The 24383-nt window shown below is 75.3% G+C and carries 20 protein-coding genes; 7 read left to right on the forward strand and 13 right to left on the reverse strand.

Annotation, left to right across the window (positions count from 1 at the left end; genetic code table 11):
* Positions 1 to 81: 81 nt before the first annotated feature.
* On the forward strand, positions 82 to 603 hold the full coding sequence (locus ND486_RS24695) for a PepSY domain-containing protein (protein WP_251786775.1): 522 nt from the start codon (positions 82 to 84) through the stop codon (positions 601 to 603).
* Between the two features lie 58 nt (positions 604 to 661).
* Here ND486_RS24695 and ND486_RS24700 read toward each other — a convergent pair whose 3' ends face one another.
* The 7 genes from ND486_RS24700 to mftF all read right to left on the reverse strand — a co-directional run bounded on the left by ND486_RS24700 (position 662) and on the right by mftF (position 8591).
* Positions 662 to 970, reverse strand: a complete 309-nt coding sequence (locus ND486_RS24700) for a hypothetical protein (RefSeq protein ID WP_251786776.1) — start codon at positions 968 to 970, stop codon at positions 662 to 664.
* Positions 967 to 1983 carry a P1 family peptidase gene (locus ND486_RS24705; protein WP_251786777.1) on the reverse strand — a complete coding sequence of 339 codons (1017 nt, stop codon included), beginning with the start codon at positions 1981 to 1983 and terminating at the stop codon, positions 967 to 969. The genes ND486_RS24700 and ND486_RS24705 overlap by 4 nt, the downstream gene beginning before the upstream one ends.
* 76 nt (positions 1984 to 2059) lie before the next feature.
* Entirely contained in the window at positions 2060 to 2776 is a 717-nt protein-coding gene (locus tag ND486_RS24710) for an SRPBCC family protein (protein ID WP_251786778.1), read from the reverse strand.
* 89 nt (positions 2777 to 2865) lie between these two features.
* A complete protein-coding gene (locus tag ND486_RS24715) occupies positions 2866 to 3717 on the reverse strand; it encodes a xanthine dehydrogenase family protein subunit M (protein ID WP_208818889.1) in 852 nt (283 codons plus the stop codon).
* The gene (locus ND486_RS24720; protein ID WP_251786779.1) at positions 3714 to 6197 is read right to left on the reverse strand and encodes a xanthine dehydrogenase family protein molybdopterin-binding subunit; all 2484 of its coding nucleotides are present in this window, start codon (positions 6195 to 6197) and stop codon (positions 3714 to 3716) included. Before ND486_RS24720 ends, ND486_RS24715 begins: the two co-directional genes overlap by 4 nt.
* 1 nt (position 6198) lies before the next feature.
* Positions 6199 to 6714 carry a (2Fe-2S)-binding protein gene (locus ND486_RS24725; RefSeq protein ID WP_100878813.1) on the reverse strand — a complete coding sequence of 172 codons (516 nt, stop codon included), beginning with the start codon at positions 6712 to 6714 and terminating at the stop codon, positions 6199 to 6201.
* 383 nt (positions 6715 to 7097) lie between these two features.
* Positions 7098 to 8591 carry a mycofactocin biosynthesis glycosyltransferase MftF gene (mftF, locus tag ND486_RS24730; RefSeq protein WP_251786780.1) on the reverse strand — a complete coding sequence of 498 codons (1494 nt, stop codon included), beginning with the start codon at positions 8589 to 8591 and terminating at the stop codon, positions 7098 to 7100.
* Positions 8592 to 8686: 95 nt separating this feature from the next.
* Between mftF and ND486_RS24735 the strand changes: the two genes are divergently transcribed.
* Positions 8687 to 9820, forward strand: coding sequence for an alkaline phosphatase family protein (locus ND486_RS24735; protein ID WP_251786781.1), 1134 nt, complete (start codon positions 8687 to 8689; stop codon positions 9818 to 9820).
* A 7-nt stretch (positions 9821 to 9827) separates the two neighbouring features.
* Here the strand turns inward: ND486_RS24735 and mftE are convergent, their stop codons facing one another.
* The 5 genes from mftE to mftA all read right to left on the reverse strand — a co-directional run bounded on the left by mftE (position 9828) and on the right by mftA (position 16891).
* Positions 9828 to 10550 carry a mycofactocin biosynthesis peptidyl-dipeptidase MftE gene (gene mftE, locus ND486_RS24740; RefSeq protein WP_251786782.1) on the reverse strand — a complete coding sequence of 241 codons (723 nt, stop codon included), beginning with the start codon at positions 10548 to 10550 and terminating at the stop codon, positions 9828 to 9830.
* A 109-nt stretch (positions 10551 to 10659) separates the two neighbouring features.
* On the reverse strand, positions 10660 to 15219 hold the full coding sequence (locus ND486_RS24745) for an FAD-dependent oxidoreductase (protein WP_251786783.1): 4560 nt from the start codon (positions 15217 to 15219) through the stop codon (positions 10660 to 10662).
* Positions 15220 to 15230: 11 nt separating this feature from the next.
* Positions 15231 to 16466, reverse strand: coding sequence for a mycofactocin radical SAM maturase (mftC, locus tag ND486_RS24750; protein WP_100878817.1), 1236 nt, complete (start codon positions 16464 to 16466; stop codon positions 15231 to 15233).
* 37 nt (positions 16467 to 16503) lie between these two features.
* Positions 16504 to 16815, reverse strand: a complete 312-nt coding sequence (mftB, locus tag ND486_RS24755) for a mycofactocin biosynthesis chaperone MftB (RefSeq protein WP_062398180.1) — start codon at positions 16813 to 16815, stop codon at positions 16504 to 16506.
* Positions 16805 to 16891 carry a mycofactocin precursor MftA gene (mftA, locus tag ND486_RS24760; protein WP_060710386.1) on the reverse strand — a complete coding sequence of 29 codons (87 nt, stop codon included), beginning with the start codon at positions 16889 to 16891 and terminating at the stop codon, positions 16805 to 16807. Before mftA ends, mftB begins: the two co-directional genes overlap by 11 nt.
* A gap of 158 nt (positions 16892 to 17049) precedes the next feature.
* On the opposite strand from mftA, the gene ND486_RS30090 reads away from it, so the two are divergent.
* The 4 genes from ND486_RS30090 to ND486_RS24780 all read left to right on the forward strand — a co-directional run bounded on the left by ND486_RS30090 (position 17050) and on the right by ND486_RS24780 (position 22343).
* The gene (locus ND486_RS30090) at positions 17050 to 18186 is read left to right on the forward strand and encodes a GNAT family N-acetyltransferase (RefSeq protein ID WP_251786784.1); all 1137 of its coding nucleotides are present in this window, start codon (positions 17050 to 17052) and stop codon (positions 18184 to 18186) included.
* 134 nt (positions 18187 to 18320) lie between these two features.
* The gene (gene mdo, locus ND486_RS24770) at positions 18321 to 19592 is read left to right on the forward strand and encodes an NDMA-dependent methanol dehydrogenase (RefSeq protein WP_251786785.1); all 1272 of its coding nucleotides are present in this window, start codon (positions 18321 to 18323) and stop codon (positions 19590 to 19592) included.
* 103 nt (positions 19593 to 19695) lie between these two features.
* Positions 19696 to 20814 (forward strand): MoxR family ATPase, encoded by a 1119-nt coding sequence (locus ND486_RS24775; protein ID WP_251786786.1) that lies wholly within the window; start codon positions 19696 to 19698, stop codon positions 20812 to 20814.
* The gene (locus tag ND486_RS24780) at positions 20811 to 22343 is read left to right on the forward strand and encodes a VWA domain-containing protein (protein WP_251786787.1); all 1533 of its coding nucleotides are present in this window, start codon (positions 20811 to 20813) and stop codon (positions 22341 to 22343) included. The genes ND486_RS24775 and ND486_RS24780 overlap by 4 nt, the downstream gene beginning before the upstream one ends.
* A gap of 7 nt (positions 22344 to 22350) precedes the next feature.
* Here the strand turns inward: ND486_RS24780 and ND486_RS24785 are convergent, their stop codons facing one another.
* Complete coding sequence (locus ND486_RS24785) at positions 22351 to 22938, reverse strand: NADPH-dependent FMN reductase (protein WP_251786788.1); 588 nt, start codon at positions 22936 to 22938, stop codon at positions 22351 to 22353.
* A gap of 42 nt (positions 22939 to 22980) precedes the next feature.
* Between ND486_RS24785 and ND486_RS24790 the strand changes: the two genes are divergently transcribed.
* Positions 22981 to 24383, forward strand: a 1403-nt coding sequence (locus tag ND486_RS24790) for an ABC transporter substrate-binding protein (protein ID WP_251786789.1), incomplete at its 3' end; no start/stop codon positions are given.

Raw genomic sequence — 24383 nt, forward strand, 5'->3', positions numbered from 1 at the left:
GGGAGGGCGGCGGCACAGTTCCCACCAGCATCCGGGTCGCACCGACCCGGACCAGCCGGAACCTCTCGGAGGAAGATCACCGTGCGTACCCCGCTCACCGTCGCCGCCGTCGCCGCCACCGGTCTCCTGCTCGTCGGCGGGGGCACCGCCCTCGCACTCGGCGCGGGCGGCGCCCCGGACGAGCTCACCGTCGTCCCGACCGGCGCCGCGATCGCACGCACCGCCGACCTGCTGCCCCCGGAGCTGCCCCGCACCGCCGCGCCCACGGCACCCGCGGCCGTCACCGCGCCCGCGGCCCCCACCCCCGCCCCGCCGGCGGTCGACCGCGCCGCCGCCGAGCGCGCCGCCCTCGCCGCCGCGGGCGGCGGGCGGGTCACCGAGGTCGAGTTCGACCGGGCCGACAGCGACGACGACCGGCACGACGACGACCGCGACGACGACCGCAGCCACGGCCGGGACCACTGGGAGGTCGAGGTCGTGAACGGCACCACCGAGCACGATCTCGACATCGACGCCGCCACCGGCCAGGTCCTCGACCACGACGTCGACCGGCACGACGGCGACGACCGGCACGACGACCGGCACGACCGCGACGACGACTGAACCGGCGCCGGGGCCGGGGGCGGCGGGACCCGGGTCACGGGGCCCTCCGATCGGGCGGTCAGCCCCGGCCCGCGGTCCCGTCGGCCGCGGCCAGCACCGTCGCCCGCAGCAGCTCCCGCTCCCCGGGCGGGGCCACGGCGTCGAGCAGCTGGTCGAGGGTGTGGCAGAGCGTGTAGTAGCCGCTGAGGAACGACACGGTCCACCCGTCGGCGAACGCGCGCACGTCCACGCCCCGCACCACGTCGTTCACCGCCCGGGCCGCGGCCCGCCGCCGGGGCAGCCCCACCAGACGCACCGCGTCCGGGTCCGGCGCCGACGGCGGGCGCGGGGCACGCGGGCGCCCCAGCCACGGGTTCGGCGCGCTCACGGGCCCACCAGGAGCGACGAGTACGACGGCCGGTCCGGCGCCGGCTCCGCCGCGAGCAGCGCGTGTGCCACCGCCCGCGCCGTCACCTCCGCCGCGGCCGCCTGCAGCGCGAACACCCCGGCGGCGTCCGGTGCGGCCCGGGTGCCCGTGGCCAGCGCGAACGCGCAGTCGCCGTCGCGGATCGTGTGCACCGGCGAGATCGACCGGGCCAGGCCGTCGTGCGCCATCGTCGCCAGCCGGGTGCAGCCGACCTTGTCCAGGGCCGCGTCGGTGCCGACGACCACCAGCGTCGTCGCCGTCCCCAGCGGGTTCACGTGGCCCGCGTACAGCTCGGCGAGCCGCTCCGGCGGGGCGAGGGCCGGGGCCACCCCGGCGGCGAACTCGCCCGGCAGACCGTGCCGGGCGCCGTACACCTCACCGGTGGCCGGGTCCGCGGCCGCACCGGCGGAGTTGAGTACGACCAGGGCCGCGATCGTCGTCCCGGCGGCGGGGCCCTCGGTGAGTACCGCGGACGCCGACCCGATCCCGCCGCGCAGCCCGCCGGACACCGCGCCGGTGCCCGCCCCGACCGAACCCTGGACGACCGGGCCGGCGTGTGCGTCGTCGTAGGCGGCCGTGCCGGTCACCGCGGTCGGGCGGACCCGGGGGTCACCGCCGCGGCCGAGGTCGAACACCACGGCGGCCGGCACGATCGGCACGACGGCGCCGGGCACCGGGAAGCCCTCGCCGTCGCGCTCCAGCCGGGCCATCACGCCGGACGCGGCGTCGAGTCCGAAGGCGCTGCCCCCGGACAGGGTGACGGCGTGCACGCGCTGGACCGTCGCGACCGGGTCGAGCAGGTCGGTCTCCCGGGTGCCGGGCGCGGCGCCGCGCACGTCCACGCCGGCGACCGCGCCGCCCGGCGGGGCCAGCACGACCGTCGTCCCGCTGCGGGCACCCGGCCCGCTCACCGCCGCGTGCCCGACCCGCAGACCCTCGACGTCGGTCAGCCCGTTCCGCTCGCCCGCTCGCACCGCTCCATCCTGCCCCGCAACGCCACGGGCCGGCACCGCGGAACGCGGTACCGGCCCGGAGGGACGTGCGGGGGACTCAGCCCTTCGCGCCGCGCAGACGCCGGATCAGCACGACCAGCAGCACGAGCGCGCCCACGCCGCCCAGCACCGGCGCGAGGCGCTTGAGCACCGGGGCACCCGCCGAGTCGAGCAGGTCGATGGCCTCGACCGGGCTGCTCTGCGGCTGGTAGGTCCGCTTCACCGGGGCGGGTGCGGCCTCCTCACCCGGGCCCGGCGGGACGGCCGGGATCGGGCTGGTCTGGTCGGCCGCGTGCTTCGGGCCCGCGCCGTTGGAGGTCGCCGCACCGGGGCCGGTCAGCTTGTCCGCGACGCAGTTCGAGAACTGTCCGATGATCTTGTCGGCGACGTCGGAGATGACGCCCCGGCCGAACTGCGCCGGACGACCGGTGACGGTCATGTCGGTGACCATCGTGACCGAGGTCTTGTCCGCACCGTCGGCGACCATCGTGCCGGTCACGATGGCCTTGGCGGTGCCGTTGCCGCGGGCGTCGCGGCCGGACGCGTCGATGACCACCTTGTGGTTCGCGTCGTCACGCTCGATGTAGGTGCCCTTGCCCTTGTAGGTGAGCGAGATCGGGCCGAGCTTGACCTTGACGGTGCCCTGGAACGAGTCGCCCTCGTACTCGGTCAGGGTCGCCCCGGGGAAGCACGGAGCGATGAGCTCCGGGTCGTTGAGGGCCTTCCACGCGTCCTCGATCGGCGCCGCGATCGTGAACTTGTTCTCCAGTTGCATCTTCTCTGCCCAGCCTCCTCGAACGAACGCCGGCGCCGGTCCCGGGGGTTCCGGGGCCGGCGCCGGCGTCGGTGTGTTCCTCGGGTACGTCAGCCGGCCGCGGCCAGCACCGCACGACCGGTGAGAACCTTCGCCAGGTGCTCACGGTAGTCGGCGGCGGCGTCCGCGTCACTCGGAGCGGACGTGCCCTCGAGCGCGTGCTCGGCGGCCGCCTTCGCGACGTCCGGACCTGCCGCCTTGCCCACCAGGGCCGCCTCGACACCGGTCGCCCGGATCGGCACGTTGCCCATGTTGGTCAGGCCGACGCGGGCCTCGGTGATGGTCCCGCCGTCCACCTTCAGCGCCACGGCGACGGCCACCATGGACCACGCCTGGGCGACCCGGTTGAACTTCTCGTAGTGGCTCTTCCAGCCGGTCCGCTTCGGGAACCGGACCATGGTGAGGATCTCGCCCTCGCCGATCGCGGTCGTGAAGTAGTCCTGGAAGAAGTCCGCCGCGGTCACCAGGCGGGTGCCACCGGCACCCAGGATGACGAACTCGGCGTCCATCGCCAGGGCGGCCGCGCCCAGGTCACCGGCCGGGTCGGCGTGCGCGAGCGCGCCGCCCAGGGTGCCGCGGTGGCGGACCTGCGGGTCCGCGACGGTCTCGGTCGCCCGGGCGATCAGCTCCACGTGGGAGTTCACCAGGTCGTTGCGCATGACCTCGTGGTGGGTGGCCATCGCGCCGACCATGACGTACTGGTCGTCCTCGCCGATCCGCTTGAGCTCGGGGATGCCCCCGAGGTCGATGATCGTGCTCGGCGCGGCCATCCGCAGACGCAGCACCGGCAGCAGGCTCTGGCCGCCCGCGAGGATCTTGGCGTCCTCCCCGGCCGACTGCAGGGCCGTCACGGCCTCCTCGACCGAGGAGGGCCGGACGTAGTCGAACTTGGCCGGGATCACTGGACCTCTCCCTTGGGGTTGTTCGGGTCGATGGAGCCGAGGCCGGCGCCGGGCGAGTGGGTGTCGCTCGGGGTCTCCTGCGGGTTCCTGCCCTTCGCGACCTGGAGCGCACGCCAGACGCGCTGCGAGGTGGTCGGCATCTCGATCTCGTCGACGCCGAGGTGCCGCACCGCGTCCAGCACGCCGTTGAGGATCGCCGGGGTCGAGGCGATGGTGCCCGCCTCGCCGACGCCCTTGACCCCGAGCGGGTTGCTCGTCGCCGGGGTGGAGACCGTCTCGGTGGTGAAGCTCGGCAGGTCCGCCGCGGACGGGATCGTGTAGTCGACGAACGTGGCGTTGACCAGGGTGCCCTGGTCGTCGTAGTTCGCCTCCTCGAACAGGGCCTGCGCGATGCCCTGGGCGAGACCGCCGTGCACCTGGCCCTCGACGATCAGCGGGTTGATGACGTTGCCGATGTCGTCGACGCAGACGTACTTGCGCAGGTTCACCCGGCCGGTGTCGGTGTCGACCTCGATCGCGGCCAGGTGGGTGCCGTGCGGGTAGGAGAAGTTCTCCGGGTCGAAGACGGCGTCGGAGTCCAGCGACGGCTCCATGCCCTCCGGGTAGTCGTGCGCCATGAACGCGGCGAACGCGATCTCCTGGATGGCCTTGCCCTTGTCGGTGCCGCGGACGGTGAACTGGCCGTTCGCGAACTCGATGTCGTCCTCGGAGGCCTCGAGCAGGTGCGCGGCGATCTTCGTCGCCTTCTCGATCACCTTGTCCGCGGCGTTGACGATGGCCACACCGCCGACGACCAGCGAGCGCGAGCCGTAGGTGTCGAGGCCCTTCGGCGCCACCTGGGTGTCGCCGTGCAGGATCTCGACGTCCTCGAACGCGACGCCCAGCTTGTCCGCGACGATCTGCGAGAACGCCGTCTCGTGACCCTGGCCGTGGGCGGAGGCACCGGTGGTGACCTCGACCTTGCCGGTGGCCAGCATCCGGATGCTGGCGGCCTCCCAGCCGCCGGCGCCGTAGTCCAGCGAGCCGAGCACACGGGACGGGGCGAGGCCGCACATCTCGGTGAAGGTCGAGATGCCGATGCCCAGCTGGACCGGGTCACCGGAGCGACGGCGCTCCTCCTGCTCACGGCGCAGACCGGCGTAGTCGAACAGCTCCATCGCGCGCTGCGTGGCCTGCTCGTAGTTGCCGGTGTCGTAGGTCAGGCCCACGACGGTCGTGAAGGGGAACTCCTCGTGCTTGATCCAGTTCTGCTCGCGCAGCTCCATCGGGTCGCGGCCGAGCTCGACGGCCAGCTCGTCGAGCATGCGCTCGACGGCGAAGGTCGCCTCGGGGCGGCCGGCGCCGCGGTAGGCGTCGGTCAGCGTCTTGTTGGTGAAGACGTTGGAGCAGGTGAACTTCAGCGCGGGGATCTTGTAGATCGCGTTGAACATGAACGCGCCGAGGATCGGCACACCCGGCCCGACGAGGCCGAGGTAGGCGCCCATGTCGGCGTAGAGGTGGACGTCGAACCCGGTGATGGTGCCGTCCTTCTTGGCGGTCATCACGAGGTCCTGGATCTGGTCCCGGGCGTGGTGCGCGGTGAGCATGCACTCGCTGCGGGTCTCGGTCCACTTGACCGGCTTGCCCAGCTTCTGCGCGAGCAGCACGCAGAGCATCTCCTCGGGCAGCACGCCGATCTTGCCGCCGAAGCCGCCGCCCACGTCGGGGGCGATGACGCGCAGCTTGGACTCCGGCACCCCGAGGGTCACCGTGGTCATGGTGCGCAGGATGTGCGGCACCTGGGTCGCGGCCCAGATGGTCAGCTGCTCGCCGGTCGGGTCCACCACGCAGGAGCGGGGCTCCATGAACGCGGGGATCAGGCGCTGCTGGCGGAAGCGGCGGCGGACGACGACGGAGTCGCTGTCGGCCTCGGCGGCCTTGATGGCCTCGGCCACGTCGGCACCGGTGCCGGCGGCGGCGGAGTCGAACACCCAGGTCGCGGAGACGTTGGTGCCGAGGTCCGGGTGGACCAGCTCGGCACCGTCCTGCGCGGCGGCCTCCATGTCGAGGACCGGGTCGAGCGGCTCGTAGTCGACCTCGACGAGCTCGGCGGCGTCGCGCGCGGCGGCAGCCGACCGGGCGACGACGACGGCGACGCCCTCACCGGAGAAGTTGACGCGGCCGACGGCGAGCACCGGGCGCTGCGGGGCCTTCTGGTCCGGGGTGATCGGCCACGCGCAGGGCATGCCGACCTCCTCCGCACCGAGGTCGGCCGCGGTGTAGACGCCGAACACACCCGGGGCCTTCTCGGCCTCGGACTTGTCGATCGAGGTGATGGTCGCCCGCGCGATCGTCGACCGGACGACGGCGATGTGGACGGTTCCCGGAGGGGTGATGGAGTCGGTGTAGCGGGACCGGCCGGTGATGAGGCGCTGGTCCTCCTTGCGGACCCGGGCCTTGCCGATCTCGCCGGTCGTGGTGGGTTCGGCGGTCGTCGTCACGTCAGTTACCTCCCGCAACCGGGGCGGCCTGGCCGGAGGGCTGAGCGGCTCCCGGCTTCATGTTCTTCGCCGCGGTCTGCACGGCGCGCACGATGTTCTGGTAGCCCGTGCAGCGGCAGAGGTTGCCCTCGATGCCCTCACGGACCTCCTGCTCGGACGGGTCGGGGTTGTCCCCCAGCAGGTCCACCGCAGCCATGATCATTCCCGGCGTGCAGTACCCGCACTGCAGACCGTGGCACTCGCGGAAGGCCTCCTGCACCGGGTGCAGCTGACCGTCGCGGGCGAGACCCTCGATGGTGGTGACCTCGGCGCCGTCCGCCTGGACCGCGAGCACCGAGCAGGACTTCACGCTCTGCCCGTTGAGATGAACCGTGCAGGCACCACAGTTGCTGGTGTCGCAGCCGATCAGCGTCCCCGTCTTGCCCAGCGTCTCCCTCAGGTACTGCGCGAGCAACATGCGGGGCTCGACGTCGTCGGCGTAGTTCACGCCGTCGACGGTGACCCGGACCTCTGTCATGAACTCTCACTCCTCGTACGCGACCACGCACGCTCCGAAGCGCGGGGTCTGACCGGGGACTTCGTCCGAGGAACGCCGATCGCCGTCGCCTGTCTCGCGACCACGCCGGCGCGCCCGGAAAAGTTGCCGCACGTCTCGTGTGGCAGCGCCCACATCACACTCCCGATCTTCCTGGGGTGCAAGGAGCCGGGAACGGGGCGACCGGAGGTCGGGAGGTGTGTTGCCGACGTCACGGCGACAGCCTGTCGTGCGCAACCGCAGGCGCGGAGAAGGTGGGCGAGAGGTGCCCTCAGAATCGGATCCGCGACGCAACACGAATCACCCGTTCAGACCAGTCCTGACGGAGTGGTACGACACCGGAGGTCAGGGAAGCCTAACCTGCGTCAGCGTCGCGCGCCAGGACCGGTCGGCCGCAGCGGGGCGGAGGTCCGCTGCTCGACGGCCCCCCACCACAGACCGGCACCGTAGGCGAGGTCGTCGAGCCGGTGCGCGAGCAGGTGCAGCAGCGGCCCGGTCCGGACCCGTGGGTCGCGGTCGCGGTGGCGCCACCAGTCGGTCAGCCCCTCCGCCAGCGCCGCCGCGACGACCGCGCGGCGGGCCCGGCGCGACACCAGGCAGGCGAGCGCGGCGACCGGCCAGAAGTGCCGGGTCAGCGCCGACGCCGTCTGCCACAGCGCCCCGGACAGGCCGAGCGCGGTGAGCAGGGCCGCACCGCGCCGCGGGTGGTCGAGCCGGGGCAGCTTCCGGGACAGCCGCTCGGTCGCGACCCCGGTGACGACGGCGGCGAGCGCCGTCGCCCCCCGCCGCTGGGCGAGCAGGAGCAGGCAGACCGCCGCCGTCCAGGGGGAGAGGATCACCGGCGGCACCGCGCCGGGGTGCCTGCGCGCCAGCGGCGCCGCCCCGGTGCCGTAGAACGCCTTGCGCCGCAGCCACTCCCCCGGGTGGGTGCGGTGGTCGTGCGCGACCCGCGCGACGGGTTCGAAGCGCATCGCCCAGCCGGCCGCGTGCAGGCGCAGGACGAGGTCGACGTCCTCGGCGACGTGCATCCGCGGGTCGAACGCGACGGGCCCGACCGCCGACACCCGGACGAGCATCGCCGCGCTCGGCACGTAGGCGACACGGGACCGCGGCACGATCAGCGCCGGGTCGGGCCCCAGGTCCAGCGACGACCGCACCGCCTCGTAGCGCCCGACCGCCCCGCGCAGCCCGCCGCCCCGCTCCGGGTCCGACGCCACGATCCGCGGCGCGACGAGACCGACCGCCGGGTCGGCGAGGTGGGCGAGCAGCGGGGGCAGCCAGCCGGGTTCGGGGACGACGTCGGAGTCGAGGAACACCACGAACGGGGTGGTCGCGGCGGCGAGGCCGGCGTTGCGGGCGGCCGCCGGGCCGCGCGGGGTGGCGTGCCGCAGGACCGTCCCCCCGGCCCGCTCGACGGCGCGGCGCAGCGGTGCCGGGTCGGCGGACCCGTCGTCGACGACGACCGGGCCGGCCACCCCGGTCCCGGCCAGCGCGGCGAGGAGCCGGTCCAGCGGCCGGTCCTTCACCGGGACGACGACGGTGACCTCGGCCGCGGTGATCCCGGCCGGGGCGTCGGGGACGGGGTGGGCGAGCCCGGCGTCGAGCAGGGTGCGGGCCAGGGACCGCTCGGTGGGGCCGGTGACCACCAGCGGCCGCCCGGGGGCGGGCAGCAGCGCGCGGGCCCGCGCGGACAGGTGCACCAGCCGGGGCGGGGCGCCGCCCAGCAGCGCCGCGCCGCCGTCGAGCCGCCGGGTGCGACGGTCGAGCACCACCCGGAAGCCGTCCGGGAGCCGCCGGTCCGCCGGGCCCGAGGGGGTCGTGGCGGAGGGACGGTCGGGGTCGGTCCGGGCGGCGGTCACCTGCGGGAGCCTTCCATCCCCGGCCGTCGCCGGTCGACACCCGCACCTGCCCGATCGGCGTGGTCCGCACGGGTCCCGCCGGGCAGACTCCGGGCATGCCCGAGGTCCTCCCCCGCTACGGCTCGGCGACGCTGGCCGACGTCCTCCCCGCCCTGCTGCACGCGATCGGCGCCCCGCTCGACGACCGGCCGCCTGCGTTCGGGCTCCCGCGGGCAGGGGCGGCGGTGCTGCTGCTCGTCGACGGGCTGGGCCACGAGCTGCTGCACGCCCACGCCGCCGACGCGCCGGTGCTGGCCGGGCTCGCCGACGCCGGACCGCTCACCGTCGGGTTCCCCTCGACCACCCCGATCAGCCTGACCTCGCTCGGCACCGGGCTGCCGCCGGGCGCGCACGGCACGCTCGGGCTGCGGTTCCGCGTCGACGGCGAACTGCTCGACGCGCTGGGCTGGTCCTCGGGCCGCCGGGACCTGCGGGAGCGGCTCGTCCCGGAGCGGGTGCAGCCGGAGCCGACCGTGCTGGAGCGGGCCGCGGCGGCGGGCGTCGCGGTCCGGTCGGTGTCGCCGCTGGAGTTCCGGACGTCCGGGCTGACCCGGTCGGGGCTGCGCGGCGGCGAGTACCGCGGGGTCGCCGCGCTGGGCGACCTGGCCGTGGAGATCCTCGCCGGGGTGGAGGGCCCCGGCCCGCGGCTGGTCTACGGCTACCACGCCGACCTGGACAAGGTCGGCCACCTGTACGGCCCCGGGAGCCCGGCGTGGCGCTGGCAGCTGCGCCAGGTCGACGCGCTGCTCGCGATGCTGCTGGAGGCACTGCCCGCGGGGACCCTGCTGGCGGTCACCGGCGACCACGGCATGGTCACCGTCGACCGGACCGTCGACGCCGACACCACCCCGGCGCTGTCCGACGGCGTGGCGCTGCTCGGCGGGGACCCGCGTGCCCGGCACGTCTACACCGAGCCCGGGGCGGCGGCCGACGTGCTGGCCGCCTGGCAGGCGGTGCTCGGCGACGACGCCGCCGTCGTCAGTCGGGAGGAGGCGGTGGCCCGGGGCTGGTTCGGGCCGGTCACCGACCGGGTGCTCGACCGGGTCGGCGACGTCGTCGCCGCGCTGCACGGGACGGCGGCGGTGGTCCGGAGCGAGGCGGAGCCGTTCCTGTCCACGCTGCCCGGCCAGCACGGCTCGTTCACCACGGCCGAGCAGCTCGTGCCCCTGCTGGTGCACCCCGCGGCGTGACCCCGCGCTACGCCGGCGGCGGGCGGAGGCGTCCGGTGCCGGGGTCGGGGTCCCACGCGGTGACCGCCGCGGACGCCGTCGCCGTGATCGCCGCGAGCAGTCGCAGCCCCTCCCCGGCCGACGCGCCGGCCGGGTCACCGAGCACGCCGTTCGGGCTGACCGCGGCGATCCCCCCGGCCCGCAGCTCCCCGATGACCTCGCGCAGCGGCCGGGTGTCGCCCGCCTCGGCGCGGTCGGTGCGGACCAGGCCGGGATGCAGGTGGGCGAGCAGCGAGGTCTCGTAGCGCCCGGCGTGGGCGTCCAGCGGCACCCCGGGGACGTCGGCGACGCAGGACAGCCAGCCGGCGTCGCGGCCCTCGTAGCGCAGCAGGGTCACGGCCGAGCGGAGCGCGGCGACGTTGCCGCCGTGCCCGTTGAGCAGCACCAGCCGCGACGCCCACCGGCACGCCGAGCGGCCGTACTCGACGAGGACGGTGCGCAGTGCGTCCTCCCCGATCGACACGGTGCCGGGGAAGCCCTCGTGCTCACCGGCGGCGCCGTAGGGCAGGGCGGGGGCGAGGACGAGCCCCGGGTCGGCGTCGTGCAGCGCCGACGCGACCGCCGACGCCACGGCGGTGTCGGTGCCCAGCGGCAGGTGCGGGCCGTGCTGCTCGGTGGAGCCGACCGGCACGAGCAGCGTGTACGCCGCGGCCGGGTCGAGGTCGGGCCAGGTCAGATCCGCGAGGAGCACGGTCCCAGCCTGCCCGGTCGGGTCCCGGTCCGGTGCGGCGCGGTCGCCGCGGGGACGACGGCGCCCCCGGCAGCGACGAGGCCGGTCGGCCACCGCGCCGGGGCGGTGGTCACGGCACGACGGCCGGAAGCGGGGCCGGCCGCAGGTCGAGCAGCGTCCCCTCGCGGATCGCGGCATCGAACCGCCGCGGAGCCAGGGCGTCGCCGATGCGGTGCACCGGCCACCGGCCGTCGGCCAGTGCGTTCCAGAGGCGGGTGGCGGGGACGGTGGCCGTCGCGGCGACGACGGCGCCGACCTCGCGACGCTCCGCCCGACCGGTCGAGTGGTGCAGCAGCTCCACGGTGCAGCCCGGTCCCCCTGCGCTCTGCTCACCCCTGCGCAGCACCCCGAGGACGGCCCGGTCGGTGCTGCAGCGGATCCCGGCTGCGTGCGCGCGGCGGCGGAACCCCTCGCGGTCCAGGGTGAGCCCGAGGTCCTGCCCGACGACCAGCGCCGGGGTGACGACCTCGACGGCGTGCCCGCGGGCGGCGAGCAGCTCGGCGACCGAGGTGGCCTGGTGGAACCCGAGCTCGTCGACGACGAGCACCGGGCCCGCGGGCAGGCGCACCCCGGCCAGCACGTCGTCGACGGGGACGGTCAGCCGCTCCGGGTCCCACGACGGGGCGGCGGGTACCGACCCGGTGGCGACGACGACCGCCGCGGGCTCCAGCTCCTCGACGAACCCGCGGTCGACGGTCGTGCCGTACCGGATCTCGACCCCGGCCGCGTGCGCCTCGCGCAGCAGGTCGGCGACGACGTGGCCGAGCTCGGCCCGCCCGGGCGCGGTCGCCGCGAGGGCGAGCCGTCCACCGGGGGTGCCGGCCCGTTCGGCGAGCAGCACCCGGTGCCCGCGCCCGGCGAGCGCGGCGGCCGCGGCGAGCCCGGCCGGCCCGGCCCCGACGACGAGCACCCGCCCCGCGCCGGGATCGGCGGCCCGGGCGGGCGGGACGAGCCGTTCGCGCCCGGCGGCCGGGTCGACCGCGCAGCCCAGCGGCAGGTTCAGCCCGACCCGGCCGATGCAGTCCTGGTTGCACCCGACGCACCGGCGTACCGGGCGTCCGGTGAGGGCCTTGTTCGCGAAGCCGGGGTCGGCGATCTGCCCGCGGGCGACGCCGACCAGGTCGCACTCCCCGCGGTCCAGCGCCGCGGCGGCCTGGGCGGGGGTGGTGAACCGGCCGACCCCGATCACCGGGAGGTCCGCCCCGGCGGCACGGACGGCGCGGCGCAGGGTCGCGGCGAGGTGCCCGGCATAGCCCGGCGGGGTGTGCATGGACGGCTCGATCAGGTGCAGCGTCGAGGTGGCGACGCCGATCGAGGTGTTGAGGTGGTCCACCTGCCCGGTCGCGGCGAGACGGCGGGCGAGGTCGGCGCCGTCGGCGGGGGTGATGCCGCCCTCGATGCGCTCGTCGACGCCGATCCGCAGGCCCAGCACCGGGTCCGGGCCGATGGCCGCGCGGACGGCGGCGACGACGTCAAGCACCAGCTTCGCCCGGTCGCTCCCCCAGGCGTCGGTGCGACGGTTGGTGGCCGGGGACAGGAACAGCCGCAGCAGCGAGGCGTGCGAGCACTGCAGCTCGACGCCGTCGAACCCGCCCTCGACGCAGCGCGCGGCGACGTCGGCGAAGGCGTCGACGACCGCGCCGATCCCGGCCGCGTCGAGCTCGGCGGGGACCTCGCGGAACATCGGGTCGGGCACCGGTGAGGGCCCGACGACGGCCGTGCGCGAGTACATCCCCGACCCCTGCGCGCCGTTGTGGTTGAGCTGGGCGAGGACGAGGGCGCCGTGGGCGTGCACCGCGTCGGTGAGGGCGCGGTAGCCGGGCAGCACGGCCGGGTCGTGGCCACGGATCAGCCGCTCGTAGGGCCGGTCGCCGGGGTGGACCGCGTGCTCCTCGGTGATCACCAGCGCGGCGCCGCCCGCGGCACGGGCCGCGTAGTAGGCGGTGTGCCGGTCGGTCGGCATGCCGCCCTCGGCGAAGCCGGTGAGGTGGGCGGTGAAGACGATCCGGTTGCGCAACGTTGCGCGGCCGAGGCGCAGGGGGTCGCCGAGCCGGGGCCGCGGGGGGTCGGGGTCCGCTGTCTCCGGCGTCGCGACCGCGGTGGGCCCCGGACGAGGTGTCACGCGTCCGCGGGGCCCGGCGGGCGCGGACCCCGGGAGCACGGGCGTCGGGAGCACCGCGGGCGCGATGGCCGGGGGCAGCGGCAGAGCCGCACCGGCTCCGGTCACGGCGCACGGCCCGACTCCGGCCGGGGCCACGGTCCCGGCCGCGGTTCGGACTCCGAGCGCAGCTCCGGTCGCGGACCCGGCCGTGATGCCCGCCGAGGCGCCGACGCCCGTCACGGCGAAGGCGGCCTGCCGCCCCTCCCGCACCGCTTCGGCGAGCGTGCGCGGCGCCACCCGGTCCCCCGCGACCGCGCAGCCGGGCAGCGCCGGCAGCGCGTCCTGCGGCAGCCGCGGTCCACAGTCGACGACGGCCGCGCACGGCACGGTCGTCACCGCTCCGGTGTGGACGTCCACCAGCTCGGCGACGCCGCCACGGACGACCCCCGGCCGGGTGAACAGCGCCCGGCGGACATCGGCCCGTTCCAGCCGCGCGTTCGCCGCGGCCATGTCGCCGCAACGGCCGAGCTGGTGCCCGGCGACGGCGTCCGGCGTGGCCAGGACCACGGGATGCCCGGCAGCGGCCAGCAGCTCCGCGACCCCCGGTCCGGTCCAGTCCCCGAGCGGGTCGACGACGAGCACCGGCGCGTTCCGCGGAACGCCCGCGGCGGCGAGCACCGCGACGACCGGGTCACGGGGCCGGGCACGTAGGTCGTCGTCGTCCTGCTCCTCCCGGTCGTGGCGTTCGCGTTCCTCTCCGTGCTCCACGACGTGGTGCGCCGCGCGGTCCGCGCCACCACCGACACCGACCGGGACCGCGAGGGAAGGGGCTGACCGCGCCACCCCGGCGCACAGCTCCGCCGCGGTGAGCACCGGGACGTCCGTGTCCCGCACCGACGGCGACGGCCGCGAGCCCGTCGCGAGCACCACCGCGTCGCCGCGCGTGGGGGCCGCGTCGAGCGCGGCGGTGTCCACCTCGGATCCCAGCACGACCCGGACGCCGAGCCGGTCGAGCTCCGCGGCCCACCAGGGCACCGGCAGCGCGAGCCGGTCCCGCCCGGGCAGTACCGCGGCCGCGGGGAGCAGGCCGCCGAGCCGGTCGGTGCGCTCGTGCAGCGTCACCGGGTGCCCGCGCAGCGCCAGTGTCCGGGCCGCCTCGAGCCCCGCGGGCCCGCCGCCGACGACGAGCACCGGCCGTCGCGCTCCCGCCCCGCGTTCCGCATCGCGATGTCCGGGGCCCGCCGCAGCGTCCGGACCGCGTTCCGCGGAACGCGACGGGTCCGGGTCCGGGTCCGGGTCGGTCCGCTCGTGCCCCGACCGCGGTTCCAGCTCGTCCCCGACCACGGGGTTGCGCGGGTCCCGGGCCGCGGCGAGGGCGTTCGTCAGCAGGCACGGCCGGATGCGCTCCGGCGTCCCGGCCCGGGTCAGCGCGACGAGCCGCGGGTCCGCGACCTGTGCTCTCGTCATCTCGACGATATCCGCGTCACCGCTGCTCAGGGCCTCCTCGGCGAGGGCCGGGGTGACGACGCTGCCGGCCAGGACGACCGTCGTCGCACCGCCGAGGGCACGCCGCAGCTCGCCGCACCGGGCCCGCAGGAACGCCTCGGGCGTGTGCAGGTCCGGCCGGGTCGCGGCGACCGACAGCGCGCTCCCGACGACGGGGACGAGCAGGTCCACCCGGTCGGCGACGGCCCGGGCGAGGGCGAGGCCGTCGTCGGGGGTGATGCCGGCCCAGGGGGCGAGCTCGTCGACGCACAGGCGCAGCGCCAGCAGGGGGTCCGGCCCGATCGCCGCCCGCACGGCGTCGAGGACCTCGCGCAGCAGCAGGGTGCGGTCGCGGCCGTACGCGTCGTCGCGGTGGTTGGTCAGGCCGGAGCAGAACTGGCGCAGCACCGAGTGCTGCCCGGCGGAGATCTCCACACCGTCCACACCACTGTCCACAGCCGCGCGGGCGGCGTCGGCGAAGCCGCGGACCACGGCGCCGATCTCCGCGGCCCCCATCGCGACCGGGACCTCGCGGGACACGACGTCCGGGACCGGCGACGGCGCCCACAGCGGGTGCCCGGAGTGCGCGGAGCTGCCCTGCCCACCGGCGTGCGCGAGCCCGGCCAGCACGAGCGTCCCGTGCGGCCGGCACGCCGCGACGACCGCCGCCCACCCGGCCGCGGCGGGCACCCGCGCGCCGTCCCGGTCGCCGAGATGCAGCTCAGCGGGCGCGAAAGATCCACAACTCCCGCTGAGCTGCATCTCGACGCGCCCCGACGCCGCGGCCGAGCCGGGCGACGCGGCAGGACCGGGCGACGCGGTGGGGAACGCGGCGGGGGCGTAGGCGTAGGGGTGGTCCGAGGCGTGCACCGACGCCGGCTCGACCACGACGATCCCGGCGCCCCCCGCTGCCCGGGCGGCGTAGTAGGCGACGTGCCCGTCGGTGATCTCCCGGGCCGCGTTCCCGAGGTTGGTCTCGTGCGGCCCGAACAGCACACGCGACGGGGCCCGCCGACCACGCAGGTCGACGGGCCCCGTCAGCAACAGGTCCGTGGTCAGCTCCCGGCGACCGGCTGTGCCACGGGCACGGCGTCCGGTGCGAACCCGGCGAGCGGGTTCTCGTCGCAGGCCCGGTCCGGCCGGCGCGGCGGCGGGGTGAGCGAGAGCATCGTCGGCTGCTTCGGCGCACGGGTGTTGCGCGGCGCGGAGCGCGAGTGGTCGACGTCGGACTTCGGGATGACCGTCCCGCCGTCGCGCGCGGCCAGCATCGCCTCGCCGTAGCCCTGCACGCACTCCGGGTCCGGGCCGTCGAGCGGCAGGCCGGTGAAGAACTTCGCGGCCATGCACCCGCCCTGGCAGGTGTCGTAGTGCGGGCACGACGCGCACGCCCCGCCGGTCTGCGGCTGGCGCAGCTCGGTGAACAGCTCGGAGTGCTCCCACACCTCCTTGAAGCCGCCCTCGTCGCGGACGTTGCCGGCCAGGAAGTTCTCGTGGATGGCGAACGGGCAGGCGTAGACGTCGCCCACCGGGTCGATCAGGCAGACCACGCGGCCCGCGCCGCACAGGTTCAGCCCGGGCAGGGCCTCGCCGTAGGCGGACAGGTGGAAGAACGAGTCACCGGTCAGGACCTGGTCGCCGTGCGCGACCAGCCAGTCGTAGAGCTGCTTCTGCTGGGCCTGGGTCGGGTGCAGCTCGTCCCAGACGTCGGCACCGCGGCCGGACGGGCGCAGCCGGGTGATGCGCAGCTGGGCGCCGTACTTGTCGGCGATGGCCTTGAACTCGTCGAGCTGGTCGACGTTCTCCCGGGTCATCACGACCGAGATCTTGGGGTGCTTGAACCCGGCCTCGGCGAGGTTCTCCAGCGCGGTGATCGCGGTGTCGAACGAGCCCGGGCCACGGACGTAGTCGTTGACCTCGGCCGTCGCGCCGTCCATCGAGATCTGGATGTCGACGTAGTCGGTCGCGGCGAGCTGCGCGGCCCGCTGCTTGTCGAGCTTGACGCCGTTGGTGGAGAACTTGACGCCGACGTCGTGGGCGATGGCGTAGTCCAGCAGCTCCCAGAAGTCCGGGCGCACGGTCGGCTCGCCACCACCGATGTTGATGTAGAAGACCTGCATGCGCTGCAGCTCGTCGATGACGGCCTTGGCCTCGGCGGTGCTCAGCTCGCGCGGGTCACGCCGCCCGGAGCTGGACAGGCAGTGCACGCACGCGAGGTTGCACGCGTAGGTGAGCTCCCAGGTCAGGCAGATGGGCGAGTTCAGGCCGTACTGGAAGTGGTCGACCAGCTTCACGGGCACCTCACTGTGGTGGTCGGCGGGGCGGGCGGGACTAACGGGCGACGATCGTGCGGGACTTCAGCAGTCCGGCGAGAGCACGCAGGTAGGCGTCGTGCTGGGGCTCCTCGACGCCGGCGGCACGGACCGCCGAGCGGGCGTCCGGCTGGTTCTCCAGGTCGCGCACGACCGAGACCAGCTGGGGCGTCTTGAGGAAGGAGAGCTTGCGGGTCACGAAGTCGTACACCAGGGCGCCGAAGGGCTCCGGACGCAGCGAGACGCTCTCGCTGAGCCGGTACGGCGCCGCGGGGTCGAAGGCCCCCGCGGCGCCGTCCGGAACCGTGGTGTCGAGGGGCTTAGTAGACACCGCACATGCCGTCGATGGAGACCTCCTCGACGAGGGTCTCCTCGGTCAGGGCGTCCTCGTTCTGGTGCTCGCTCATGCGCAACCTCCGCTGGATCCGACTCTCGGCGAGAGAGGTGGTGAACCGCCCCGCCGGCCGGCGGTGGCAGCGGATCGGACGCTATTGGCACCCGGTGCCGGAAATCAATACTCGACGTCCACGCCCGTCCGATCGGACGGGCGTGCAGGCTGTCTCCCATGACGGTCGGGACGGTCCTGCTGCACCTGTGCACCCCTGGTGAGTGGCGGAGGTGGCTCGGCACCGGAGCCGTGGCACCCCCCTCCCTCGACGAGGTCGGGTTCGTGCACCTGTCGACGCCCGACCAGGTCGCCCTGCCCGCGCAACGCCTGTTCGCGGGCCGGACCGACCTGGTCCTGCTCGTCCTCGACCCGGCCCGGATCGACGTCGCCGGGGTCGACGTCCGGTGGGAGCCGGGGGTGCCGACCGACCCGGCGTCGATGCGGTTCCCGCACGCCTACGGGGCGGTGCCGGCGTCGGCGGTGCTGATGGTGCTGCCCTACCGCCCCGGCCCGGACGGCTTCGCCGCACCGGAGGTCCCCGAGCCCGGCGCGGCGGCGCGGGCGATGGGGTTCGAGCCGTCGATGCTGCGGCGCGGCGCGACCGCCGAGGAGCCGGTGACCGGCGGCGTCGCCGTCCGGACCGACGCCTGGCCGGTGTCGCGGATGCACAACCAGCTGCTGCTCGGCCGACCGGACCGCACCGACCCGGCCACCGTGCTCGCCGAGGCCGACCGGGCGCTCACCGCGCACGGCCTGCACCCGGGGGCGCTGCTGTGGGGCCCGGGCGCGGACGAGCTCGCCGACGGCCTCCGCGCCGCCGGATGGTCGGTCTCGGCGAACGAGGCCATGACCGCCCCCACCACGACCGGCGCGGCCACGGGTGCCGGCGCGTCGACGGTCACCGAGCTGGACCACGACGAGCTCCGCGGGTTCCGGCGCGCCTCCTGGGCCCGGGACCTCCCCGGCGCCGGACCCGGCGACCTCGACCAGCTGGTCGACCGCGACACCGGCGACGACCGGGTGCTGGCCCTGCACCGCCTCGCCGTCGTCGCCGACGACCGGGTGGTGGCGGCCGCGACGCTGCGCCGCGACGGGGCCACGGCCTGGCTCGACGCCCTGGAGACCGACCCGGCCCACCGCGGCCGAGGGCACGGCCGGGCACTGCTGGCCCGCTCCCGCGAGCTCGCCGCCGAGCACGGCTGCGACCTGCTCGCGCTGGGCGCGGACGCCGCCGACTGGCCGCGGGACTGGTACCGGCGCAGCGGGTTCACCCCGGTCGGCACCCACCTCGAGGCCTCCGCCCCACGCCGGTGACCCCTCCGGACGGAGGGTGGACCTGCCCCGGCGAACGACCGGGTGGTCAGGTACCCATACGTAGCTGTTGCCAGTAGTTCGCAACAACCAGGGTTGTGCTCGTCCGCCAGCCGACGAAGCCGTCGAGGAGAGTCATGGCCATCGAGCTCAACCAGATCTGGGACTTCCCGATCAAGGAGTTCCACCCGTTCCCGCGAGCCCTGCTGGGCGTCGGCGCCCACGACATCCTCGGCGTCGAGGCGAAGAACATGGGGATGACCCGCGCCCTGTTCGTCACCTCGGGCCTGCGCGGCTCCGGGATCGTGGAGGAGCTCAAGGGCAAGGTCGAGTACCAGGGCGTCGACGTGGTCGTCTACGACCAGGTCGAGTCCAACCCCAAGGACTACAACTGCATGGACGCCGCCGCGCTCTACACGAGCGAGCGCTGCGACGGCATCATCTCGATCGGCGGCGGCTCCTCGCACGACGCCGCCAAGGGCGCCCGCGTCGTCATCGCCCACGACGGCCGCAACATCAACGAGTTCGAGGGCTTCTCGAAGTCCACGAACATGGAGAACCCGAAGCACATCGCGGTCTCCACCACCGCCGGCACCGGGTCCGAGACCTCGTGGGCGTACGTCATCACCAACACCAGCGACATGGACAACCCGAAGAAGTGGGTCGGGTTCGACGACGCCGTGGTCGCCACCCTGGCGCTGGACGACCCGCTGCTCTACTACAGCTGCCCGCAGCACTTCACCGCCTTCTGCGGGTTCGACGTCCTCGCCCACGGGTCCGAGCCGTACGTCTCGCGGCTGGACTTCGAGCCCTCGCTGGGCAACGCGATCTACTCGATCGAGCTCGTCGGGCGCTACCTGCGCGAGGCGGTGTACGAGCCGCGCAACCTCGAGGCGCGGTCGAAGATGATGCACGCGCAGTACATCGCGGCCCAGGCGTTCAACTCCGGCGGCCTCGGCCTGGTGCACTCCGCGTCGCACGCGGTCTCGGCGTTCTTCGACACCCACCACGGCCTGAACAACGCCATCGCCCTGCCGCGCGTGTGGGAGTACAACCTGCCGTCGCGCTACGAGCGCTACGCGAAGATCGCCACCGCGCTCGGTGTGGACACCCGCAACATGACGACCGTGCAGGCCGCGGACGCCGCGGTCGAGGAGGCCATCCGGCTGTCCAAGGACGTCGGGATCCCCGACAACTTCGGCGCGCTGCGGTCCGACAGCTACGACAAGAACCGGATGAACACCGGCAAGTACTCCGGTGTCGGCGACACGATCCCCACCGACGGCGACACCGTCCACCGGATCGCGGAGCACATGATGGGCGACTACTGCACCCCGGGCAACCCCCGCGAGTGCACGGTCGAGGCGCTGGTCCCGATGGTGGACCACGCGTTCGGCAAGTCCTACTAGGACGTACCGCCCCACCGCCGTCGCGCCCGGATCAGCCCCCGGGCGCGGCGGCGGCCGTCCGTCCGCCGCACGGCTGCGTGCGGCTCAGCAGTCGAGGAGAACGGTGTCCGACAGCACGGAGTTCGGCAAGGCACCATCCGGCGGCGCGGCGTCCGGCCCGCCGGCCTTCGAGAGCGCGGAGGCGCTCACCGAGGCGCTGTCCGGTCAGGACTACGTCATCGACCCCGGGTTCGCCGTGGTGGTGCACCTCGCCACGGCACTCGAACGCCCGCTGCTGCTGGAGGGCCCCGCCGGCGTCGGCAAGACCGAGTTGGCGAAGTCCCTGGCCGCGGCGAGCGGGCGCCGGCTGATCCGGCTCCAGTGCTACGAGGGCCTCGACGACGGCCGCGCCCTCTACGAGTGGGACTACGGCAAGCAGCTGATGCACGTCCAGATGCTCCGCGACCGGATCGGGGAGCTGCTGTCGGGGACCACGACGATGGCCGAGGCCACCGCCCGGCTCCAGGAGCAGGACACCGGGCTCTACACCGAGTACTTCCTCTCCGCCCGCCCGCTGCTCGAGGCGGTCCTGTCCGACGACCCGGTGGTACTGCTCGTCGACGAGGTCGACCGCACCGAGGAGTCGATGGAGGCCCTGCTGCTCGAGGTGCTGGCCGAGCGGCAGGTCACCGTGCCCGAGATCGGCACCTTCACCGCGCGCTCCACCCCGTGGGTGGTGCTGACCTCCAACGACACCCGGGAGCTCTCCCCCGCCCTCAAGCGCCGATGCCTGCACTACCAGGTCGACTTCCCGACCCCCGAGCGCGAGACCGAGATCGTGTCCCGGCGGGCACCCGAGGTGGCCGCCGACGTCGTCGCCGACGTCGTGGAGCTGGCCCGCAGGCTGCGGGGGTTCCCGCTGCGCAAGTCCCCGTCGATCTCGGAGGTCATCGACGCCGCCCGCGCCGCGGCCGTGCTCGGGCTCGCCACGACCGGCGAGGTCGAGAAGGTGCGCTCGGCGCTGCTGTCCGCGCTGCTCAAGTACGGCTCGGACCGCGAGCTCGCCGTGCGCCGTCTCGACGAGGGCGAGCCGGAGGCCGAGGTGGACGTCGCGACCGACGAGGGCTGGGTCCGCCGGTCCTCCCGGCCCGCCGACACCACCTCCGGCGCCTTCGGGAAGGGCCGGGCGAGCTCCGGTGCGACGCGCGCCGAGGCCGACCGGGCCCGGCGGATGCGGCGATGACCGCGTCCGCGGCCGGAGACCCCGGCACTCGGCTGCTGTCGGTGCTGGCCGCCGCGTTCACCCGGGTGCTGCGGTCGCAGCGGGTGGCGGTGTCCCCCGCGGAGGCGATCGAGGTCCGCCGGGTGCTGGCGCTGCTCGGCGCGGCGGACACCGGGCGGCTGCGCGCGGGGCTGCGCGCCGTGACGGTGAAGTACGCCCACGAGCGGCCCGGGTTCGAGCGTGCCTTCGACGCGTTCTTCGGCCTCGTCGCCGCGGACGGTCCCGGCGCGGCCGGCGGCTCGGGGCCCGCCCTGCGCGAGCCCGGCGGCGACGGCCTGCCCGGGGACCTGGACCTCACCGAGGACGACGACCCGCTGGGCCGCTACGCCGGCTACGACCCGGGCGCCGCCGAGGTGGGCGACCTGCTCGACGCGCCGGAGCAGGAGAAGGGGTTCGACCCCCACCGCGACGACGACGACGCCTCGCTGGGCGGCTCGGACAAGGACCTGTCGGTCTCCTCCGGCGAGGACCGGGGCCGGCGCGGCACGACCTACACCGTCGACCTCGAACGCGCCGGGGCCGCGGTCGGCCGGGAGCTCACCTCCGGGGCCACCACGCAGGCGTCGGGCGAGATCGCCTTCGACGACCCGGAGGCGATCCTGGCCTGGCTCGCGGAGTACGACCCGCACGCCGTCTACGCCGACGGTCCCGACGGCGAGGACCTCTCGCAGATCCAGCTCGACCGGCTGGTCGACGCGATCACCGACTTCGTCGCCCAGCTGGCCGAACGGGTCGCGACCACCGGGGCCGAGCGCCCGGAGACGGGGGCCGGCGGGAACACGCTGGACTCCGCGGACATGGCGCGGGCCTGCCACGAGCTGCTGCACCGGATGCGCGGCGCGCCGCGCCGGGTGCCCCGCGAGCACGCGCACGGTCCGCTCGACGTGCGGCACACGGTCCGGCGCAGCATGCGCAGCGACGGCGTCCCGTTCCACCTGCACCACCGCGCGAAGGTCCCCGACCGGGTGCGGCTCCTGGTCGTCGCGGACGTGTCGCTGTCGGTGCGGTCGATCACCGCGTTCGTGCTCCGGCTCGCCCGCACCCTGCACCGGCAGGCGTTCCGCTGCCGGGTGCTCGCCTACGTCGACACCCCGGTCGAGGTCACCGACCTGCTGATGGCCGCGCACGACGACCACGCTCTGGCCGCCGTGCTCGCGGCGCCCGGCATCGACCTGGACGCCACCAGCGACTACGGGCGGGTGCTCCGGACCCTGAACGAGGACTTCGCCGACGCCGTCGACTCCCGGACCGCCGTCCTGTTCGTCGGGGACGGCCGGTCCAACGGCCTCCCGCCCGGGACCGACGAGCTGCGCCGCCTCGCCCGCCGCGCGTACCGGGTCGGGTGGATCACCCCGGAGCAGCGCCGCTACTGGGACCAGGCGTCCTGCGCCATGGGCGAGTACGAGGAGGTCCTCGACCACGTGCTGGTCGCCCGCGACGCCGACGAGCTGCTCGCCGGGGCGGGCGAGCTGGGGCACGCCCTGTCCTGAGCGGTGCTCAGCCCTCGCGCAGCGACCGGCGCGGGATGTCCGGGGCGGCCGCGCCCGCGGCGTCACGGGGCATCCGCCGTGCGAACGTGACGACGGCGTCGGCCAGGTCGTGCAGCCGCCCGCGGACGCCGTCGTCGGTGAGGTCGCCGCCGGTGAAGTGGGTGTTGTTCGCATACACCGCGCCGGGCACCGCCCAGGCCCGGAAGAACCCGACGAGCGGCTTGAGCTCGTGCTCGACCGCGAGGAAGTGGTGGTCGGTGCCCCCGGTCGCGACGAGCCCGACGGGCTTGCCCGCCAGTGCGTCGTTGGGGAGCACGTCGAACAGGTTCTTCAGCCGGCCGGTGTAGCTGCCGCGGTACATCGGGGTGCCGACGACGAGCGCGTCCGCCGCGACGACCCGGTCGATCACCGCGCGGGTGTCGCCGGTGTAGTCGGCGGGGTCGCGGCCGTCGGAGAGGACGACGTCGTGGTCGCGCAGCGCGAGCAGCTCCGCCGACACACCGTCGTGCGCGGCCGCCCTGGCCACCGCCAGTTCCAGCAGCAGTGCGGTCTTCGACGGGTCGGACGGGCTGCCGGAGATCGCGAGGAGGTCCATCCCGGCGACCCTAACCGTCACCCGACCCGGCACCCTGGTGCCGTGCAGCTGAGCCGTCGTTCGTTCCTGCGGGCCGCCGGTGCGTCCGCGGCGCTCGCGGGGATCCCGGCTCTCGCGGCGTGCGGCGCGCCGGCCGACGCCGCGTCGCCGCGGCTGGTCACCTCGTTCGCCGGGACCGGCCCGCTCGGGGCACCCGACCCGCACCGGGTGTGGCGGCCGGTGGACCGGGCGCGGGCCGCCGCCGTCGCCGACACGCTGCTGGTGTGGGACCAGGACATGACCCCGCGCCCGCACCTGGCGGCCTCCGCGGCACCCGACCGGACGGGGACGCGCTGGCGGATCCGGCTGCGCGACGCCGTCGCCCACGACGGGCGGCCGCTGGCCCCGGCCGACGTGCTCGCGTCACTGCGCCGGGTGCTCGACCCCGCGACCGGGGCGACGGCAGCGCCGCTGCTCGCGCACCTAAACCTGACCGCCAGCCGCGCGGTGTCAGCGACCGAGGTGGAGCTCGTGCTGGGCCGGCCCGACTTCCTGTTCGCCCTGGCCCTGGCCGCACCGGGAACCGGCATCGTGCGCGGCGGGCAGGGGGACGTGCCCGTCGGGACCGGCGCGTTCCGCTTCCTGCCCGGCTCGCCGGACGCCCTCTACCGGCACGACGGCCACTGGGCAGGCCGCCCGCCCGCGCCCGCGGTGGAGTTCCTGGTCGACGACGACGAGGAGAACCGCTACCAGTCCCTGGTGGACGGCTACGTGCACTGGGCACACGACCTGTTCCCGCACAGCGCACGACGGCTGCTCGGGCGGACCGGGACGACCGTGCTGTCCGCACCGGGCTCGGTGACCCGCTTCCTCGACACCGGGCCCGGTCCGCTCGCCGACCCGCGGCTGCGCGAGGCGGTGCGGCTCGGGATCGACCGGGTGGAGCTGGTGCGCCAGATCCTGCTGGACCTCGCGCAACCCGGCGACGACCTGTTCGGGGCCGGGCTGGCCCACCACCCGGACGGGCTCGCGCCGGTGGTGCGCGACGTCGCGCGGGCCCGGGAGCTGGTCGTCGCGGCGGGGGCGGACGGGGCGCGGGTGCCACTGTTCTTCGACCCGTTCGACCCGATGTCGCGGCCGACCGCCGACCTCGTCGTGGAGCAGCTGGCGGCGGTCGGGCTGCGGTGCGAGCCGCGTGAGCCGGAGCCGCCGGACGTCGAGCCGACCCCGGGCATCCGGTTCCGCCGTGCCGCGGCGCAGCCGATCCCGCTCTACCTGCAGGCCGTGGCCGCGGCACCCCGGGTGCCGGGGGACGACACCGCGGGCGACACCGGCGACGACACCGCGACCGACGGCGCGGCCGGTCCCGGGACCGGCGGGGCCACCGGGAGCGGGGACGCCGCGGGGGGCCGCCCCGCCGTGCGGGCGCTGCTCGCCGGCGCCGCCCCGGCCCCGGGCGAGGCCCG

It is taken from the genome of Pseudonocardia sp. DR1-2, assembly GCF_023717215.1.
Classification (GTDB): Bacteria; Actinomycetota; Actinomycetes; order Mycobacteriales; family Pseudonocardiaceae; genus Pseudonocardia; species Pseudonocardia alni.